This is a genomic window from Thiohalophilus sp., from assembly GCF_031581315.1.
Taxonomy (GTDB): Bacteria; Pseudomonadota; Gammaproteobacteria; order UBA6429; family Thiohalophilaceae; genus Thiohalophilus.
The window spans coordinates 1-5,121 of record NZ_JAVLAZ010000125.1 but is presented as its reverse complement, the minus strand read 5'-3'; the positions used below and the strand labels follow the sequence as shown (position 1 = coordinate 5,121).

The window sequence follows — 5,121 nt, the reverse complement described above, 5'->3', positions numbered from 1 at the left end:
ACCGGGCCCGACTGGGATTGCCGGCCGAGCCGGGCTGGCTGCAACAGGTCCATGGTACACGTGTGGCCGTGCTGGAACAGAACGGCCGGATCGGTCTCGAGGCCGATGCCGCCTATAGTGGCACGCCGGGGGTGATCTGCGCGGTGCTCACCGCCGATTGTCTGCCAGTGCTATTGTGTGATCGGGCAGGACGCGAGGTCGCTGCGGTCCATGCCGGCTGGCGCGGCCTGAGCGGTGGGGTCATCGAAGCGGCACTGGATCAGTTTCAGGCACCGGCCGATCAGATCCTGGCCTGGCTTGGCCCGGCCATCGGCCCCGACGTCTATGAAATCGGCGAGGAAGTGCGCAGCGCCTTTGTCGATTCCGATCCTGACAACGAGGCGGCGTTCACGACGACCCGCCCCGGCCACTGGCTAATGGATATCTACGCACTGGCCCGCCGGCGCCTGCAACAGCGGGGTGTCGAGCAGATCAGCGGCGGTGACTGTTGTACCTTTACCGATGCCGAACGGTTCTATTCCTACCGCCGCGATGGCGTGACCGGGCGCATGGCCAGTGTCATCTGGCTGGCGTCAGAGGACAGGGGCTAGCCGCTAGATACTAGGGGCTAGTGGTAGGCCGGACATAGCGGATGCGGTGCCCGGCAACTCGAAAAGTGCCCGATACCGCGTTGCTATATCGGGCCTACCTGCCAGCAGTATCCTGTGGGAGCCGAGCCCCCTCGGCGATATAACCTCGCCGATCGCACCGCGCCAAACTTTTGCGCCTGGTACCTAGCCCCTAGTAACTAGCACCTAGTATGATGGCAGGGTTTTTTGCCAACCTGGAAGGGTAATGTCGTTATTCATCTGGATTTTGCTGTTCAGTCTGCTCGGCGGGGTGCTGAGTGTGCTGGCGGCGGCGCTGTTTTTGCTGATCCCCGGTTTTACCCGGGATCGGCTGCTGCCCCATTTTGTCAGCTTCGCGATCGGCGCCCTGCTGGGCGCGGCTTTTCTGGCCTTGCTGCCGCATGCGCTGGCCGGTACGGACGATTTTCATCTGCTGGGCATGACCGTCTTGCTCGGGGTACTGGGGTTTTTCCTGCTGGAGAAGATGGTGCTGTGGCGCCATTGCCATCACGAAGTGTGCGAGGCGCACACCCCGGAACCGCATGCACATAACAATGATAATGCGGCAGGAACCCTGATCCTGATTGGCGACGGCGTGCATAATTTCGTGGACGGCGTTTTGATCGCCGCCGCTTTCATGACCGACATTCATCTGGGTATCGTTACCGCGCTGGCAGTGGCGGCGCATGAGATTCCACAGGAAGTCGGTGACTTCGCCGTGCTGTTACAAAGCGGCTTCAGCAAACGCAAGGCGTTTGTGTATAACGTCCTGGCCAGCCTGACTACATTGATTGGCGCGGGACTGGCCTATTTCAGTCTGGCCGATATGCAACAGGCCCTGCCCTATGTGCTGGCGGTCGCCGCCTCCAGCTTTATCTATATTGCCGTGGCCGATCTGATTCCGGGGCTGCACAAGCGGGTTGAGTTCAGTCAAACTGTTCAGCAGATTGCATTGATCCTGCTGGGCGTTGTGGTGATCTATCTGGCACACTCCACGTTACATTGATAACTATCCCGATATTGTCACTTCGGCACTAATCCGCTGATTTGAACGCCGCGCTCAAGTGAAAGGCCTGTGCAGACGAAATACGTTTTATCAGGGACACAATAAAAGAAAGGCGTGACAAATGATGGACTGGGAACTGAGCTGGGGGATGTGGCTGGGACTGGGCACGGGTGGTCTGCTGATCGTTATCCTGATCGCAATGTATCTGGCCGATGTCACGCAGGTGACCCATGCCATTCGGCGTAATTATCCGGTCATCGGTCGCTTTCGCTATTTGTTCGAGAATCTCGGCGAGTATTTTCGCCAGTACTGGTTTGCTCACGATCGCCAGGAGATGCCGTTTAACCGGGCGACTCGCGCCTGGGTTTATCGGACTTCCAAGGGGCTCGGTGGCCTGCTCGGTTTTGGTTCCACCAATGATCTGCGCGAGCCGGGTTCGATCATTTTTGTCAGCGCCTCCTATCCCTTACTGGAAGAAGAATATACCGACACTCCCTCGGTGATCATTGGTCCCGGGTGTGACAAACCGTTCGAGGCCAGGTCGGTCTTTAATATTTCCGGGATGAGTTATGGCGCCCTGTCAAAGCCCGCAGTCAGGGCATTATCACGAGGTGCCGCTACAGCCGGTGTCTGGCTGAATACCGGCGAGGGTGGCCTGTCCCCTTATCATCTGGAAGGGGCCTGTGATCGTATCTACCAGATCGGGACCGCCAAATACGGCGTGCGGGATGCCCGTGGCAGTCTCAGTGAAACTCGCTTGCGCGAGGTAGCCGAACAGGTCAATGCGTTTGAAATCAAATTGTCGCAGGGGGCCAAGCCGGGGCGAGGTGGAGTTTTGCCGGCGGCCAAGGTAACCGACGAGATTGCTGCTATACGCGGTATTGTACCGGGGCTGGTCTCCAGCAGTCCAAACCGGCACCGGGAGATCACCGATGCCGATGATCTGCTGGATATGGTGAACCGGGTGCGAGACATTACCGGTCGTCCGGTCGGTATAAAAACCGTCCTCGGTTCCGAGGAGTTTCCCCGGTTGCTGTGTGAGACGATCCTGCGCCGGGGCGAGGATCAGGCGCCCGATTTTATTACGGTCGATGGCGGGGAAGGCGGCACCGGAGCGGCGCCGCAACTACTGGCGGATCATGTCGGTTTGCCGATTACTGAATCCTTGCCCGTCATGGTGGATACCTTAATGGCCTACGGGCTGCGCAACCGGATCAAACTGGTGGCTTCCGGCAAAATGGTCCATTCGGCCAGGGTGGCCTGGGCGTTATGCATTGGTGCCGATTTTGTGGTCAGCGGACGCGGGTTCATGTTTGCGCTGGGCTGCGTCCAGTCCTTGCAATGTCACAAAGACAGTTGTCCGACCGGCATTACCACCCAGAATCGGCGGCTGCAAAAAGGGCTGGTGGTGGAAGACAAGGCCGAGCGCGTGGCGCAATACGCCTACTGGGTCAATCACGAGGTCAATGTCCTGGCTCATTCCTGCGGCCTGCCCAATGCCCGGGAGTTTCGGCGCGAGCATATCCGGGTTGTTCAGTCACCGGGCAAGAGCCAGCCGTTGAATGTGCTTTATCCGTATCCGGTGAGCAAATATACGCACCAGGCTTCATAATTCATATCGCGCTGTCGGTTACGACAGACTTCAACAACGTATTCGAAGTTGACCGACGGCGTATCAGCGAAAAGATACGCCCCGCTTGTCAGCGCAGCAGCAGTACCGGCACGGTGGCGTCACGGACCACGTTTGTGGTGGTGCTGCCGACCAGAAAACGCCGGATCACCGAGTGACCCCAGGCGCCCATGATCAGCATATCAATGTCATTGGCCGCGCGATAATCACATAACACCCGTTCAACATCCCCGCTAACGATACTCGCGGGCGCGTCAAAGCCCGCCGCTTCGAGGGTGGTCTGCGCCCATTGAAGCTGTTCGCGGTTGGTCGCGTTGTCATTGCCGACCATAATCAGGTGGCAGGGAATCCCTTTAAACAGCGGGCTGCTGGCGACCATCTCGACCCCCTTGCGGGTGGTGTCGCTGCCGTCGAAAGCCAGCATCACTCGTTGCGGCGCCTTGAAGGTGTCGGTGGTGACCAGGATCGGACAGTGCAGGCTGCGCACCACACTTTCCACGCGACTGCCGACATGGGGTTTGAGTTTCTCGTCATGCTTGCCCAGTACCAGCAGGCGGGTGTCCTGTTCGATGGCCAGCAGCGAGTCGATCAGACTGCCATGGCGCTGGTGAGTAATCGGTTCGCTGACGCCGTCTTCCAGTGCGCGCTGTTTGGCGGATTCGAGCATCAGCCGGCCCTGTTCCATGGCCAGCTTGCCGCGCTTTTCATCCAGCTCTGCCAGCTCCTGCAGCAGGGTTTCGCGACTGCCCAGGCCGATGTTGCCGCTCAGGTCGGTTTGCGCCGGGTATTCCGACTTGTCCAGCACGTGCAGCAGGATTAGCGGGGCCTCCAGTTGCAGGCTGGCCCAGGCGGCGCAGTCGCTGACCGCGGTGGAGACTTCGGTACCATCGATACAGGCGATGACATTGGGCATAACGGATAATCCTGTCAGTGGGCCATCAGTTTATCGACGGCGTCGGGTTTGTCGTGCACTGCAAAGCGATCCACGATGGTGGCGCTGGCCTCGTTCAGGCCGATCACTTCTACCTCGGTACCTTCACGGCGGAACTTGAGCACTACCTTGTCCAGTGCGCTTACGGCGGTGATATCCCAGAAGTGGGCCTGGCAGAGATCGATAACCACTTTATCCAGTGCTTCCTTGAAATCGAAAAATTCCACAAACTTGTCCGCCGAGGCGAAAAAGACCTGTCCCACCACATGGTAGGTACGGGTGGCATTCTTCTCATCCAGCTCCGAGACCACGTATTTGTACTGGCCCACCTTGTTGGCGAAGAACAGCGCGCCAAGTAATACACCGACGAACACACCATACGCCAGATTATGCGTGGCGACGACCACCACCACGGTGGCGACCATCACGATGTTGCTGCTCATCGGGTGTTGTTTCAGATTACGGATCGAGTCCCAGCTGAAGGTGCCGATGGAAACCATGATCATCACCGCCACCAGCGCCGCCATCGGGATCTGTGCCACCCACCGGTCGAGAAAGACGACCATCAATAAGAGAAACACGCCGGAAGCCAGCGTGGAAAGCCGGGTGCGGCCGCCGGATTTGATGTTGATCACCGACTGGCCGATCATCGCGCAACCGGCCATGCCGCCGAGCAGGCCGGAGCCGATGTTGGCGATGCCCTGGCCCTTGCACTCGCGGTTCTTGTCACTGGTGGTATCGGTCAGATCATCGACGATGGTGGCGGTCATCAGCGACTCCAGCAGACCGACCACGGCCAGCGAAACGGAATAGGGCAGGATGATTAACAGGGTGTCGAGATTCAGCGGCACATCCGGCCACAGGAAAACCGGCAAGGTGTCGGGCAGCTCACCCATGCTGCCGACGTTGCGAATATCCATGTCCAGCCAGATGGCCAGCGCGGTCA

5 protein-coding genes are annotated in these 5,121 nt (G+C 59.0%); 3 read left to right on the top strand and 2 right to left on the bottom strand.

The window, feature by feature from the left end:
• From pgeF to RI563_RS12420, 3 genes are all read left to right on the top strand, one after another.
• Positions 1 to 590, top strand: a 590-nt coding sequence (gene pgeF, locus RI563_RS12430; RefSeq protein WP_310694704.1) for a peptidoglycan editing factor PgeF, incomplete at its 5' end; no start/stop codon positions are given.
• Between the two features lie 244 nt (positions 591 to 834).
• Positions 835 to 1,614, top strand: a complete 780-nt coding sequence (locus tag RI563_RS12425; RefSeq protein ID WP_310694703.1) for a ZIP family metal transporter — start codon at positions 835 to 837, stop codon at positions 1,612 to 1,614.
• A 121-nt stretch (positions 1,615 to 1,735) separates the two neighbouring features.
• Positions 1,736 to 3,226, top strand: coding sequence for an FMN-binding glutamate synthase family protein (locus RI563_RS12420; RefSeq protein ID WP_310694702.1), 1,491 nt, complete (start codon positions 1,736 to 1,738; stop codon positions 3,224 to 3,226).
• A gap of 88 nt (positions 3,227 to 3,314) precedes the next feature.
• Here RI563_RS12420 and RI563_RS12415 read toward each other — a convergent pair whose 3' ends face one another.
• Together RI563_RS12415 and RI563_RS12410 are read right to left on the bottom strand one after the other, a co-directional pair.
• Positions 3,315 to 4,157 (bottom strand): universal stress protein, encoded by an 843-nt coding sequence (locus RI563_RS12415; RefSeq protein WP_310694701.1) that lies wholly within the window; start codon positions 4,155 to 4,157, stop codon positions 3,315 to 3,317.
• A 14-nt stretch (positions 4,158 to 4,171) separates the two neighbouring features.
• The coding region (locus RI563_RS12410; protein WP_310694700.1) for a SulP family inorganic anion transporter at positions 4,172 to 5,121 on the bottom strand (950 nt) is incomplete at its 5' end.

Bases quoted from the DNA above. Each gene is read 5' to 3' on its own strand.
- RI563_RS12420 (WP_310694702.1), top strand. From the start codon at position 1,736: ATGATGGACTGGGAACTGAGCTGGGGGATGTGGCTGGGACTGGGCACG.
- RI563_RS12425 (WP_310694703.1), top strand. From the start codon at position 835: ATGTCGTTATTCATCTGGATTTTGCTGTTCAGTCTGCTCGGCGGGGTG.
- RI563_RS12415 (WP_310694701.1), bottom strand. From the start codon at position 4,157: ATGCCCAATGTCATCGCCTGTATCGATGGTACCGAAGTCTCCACCGCG.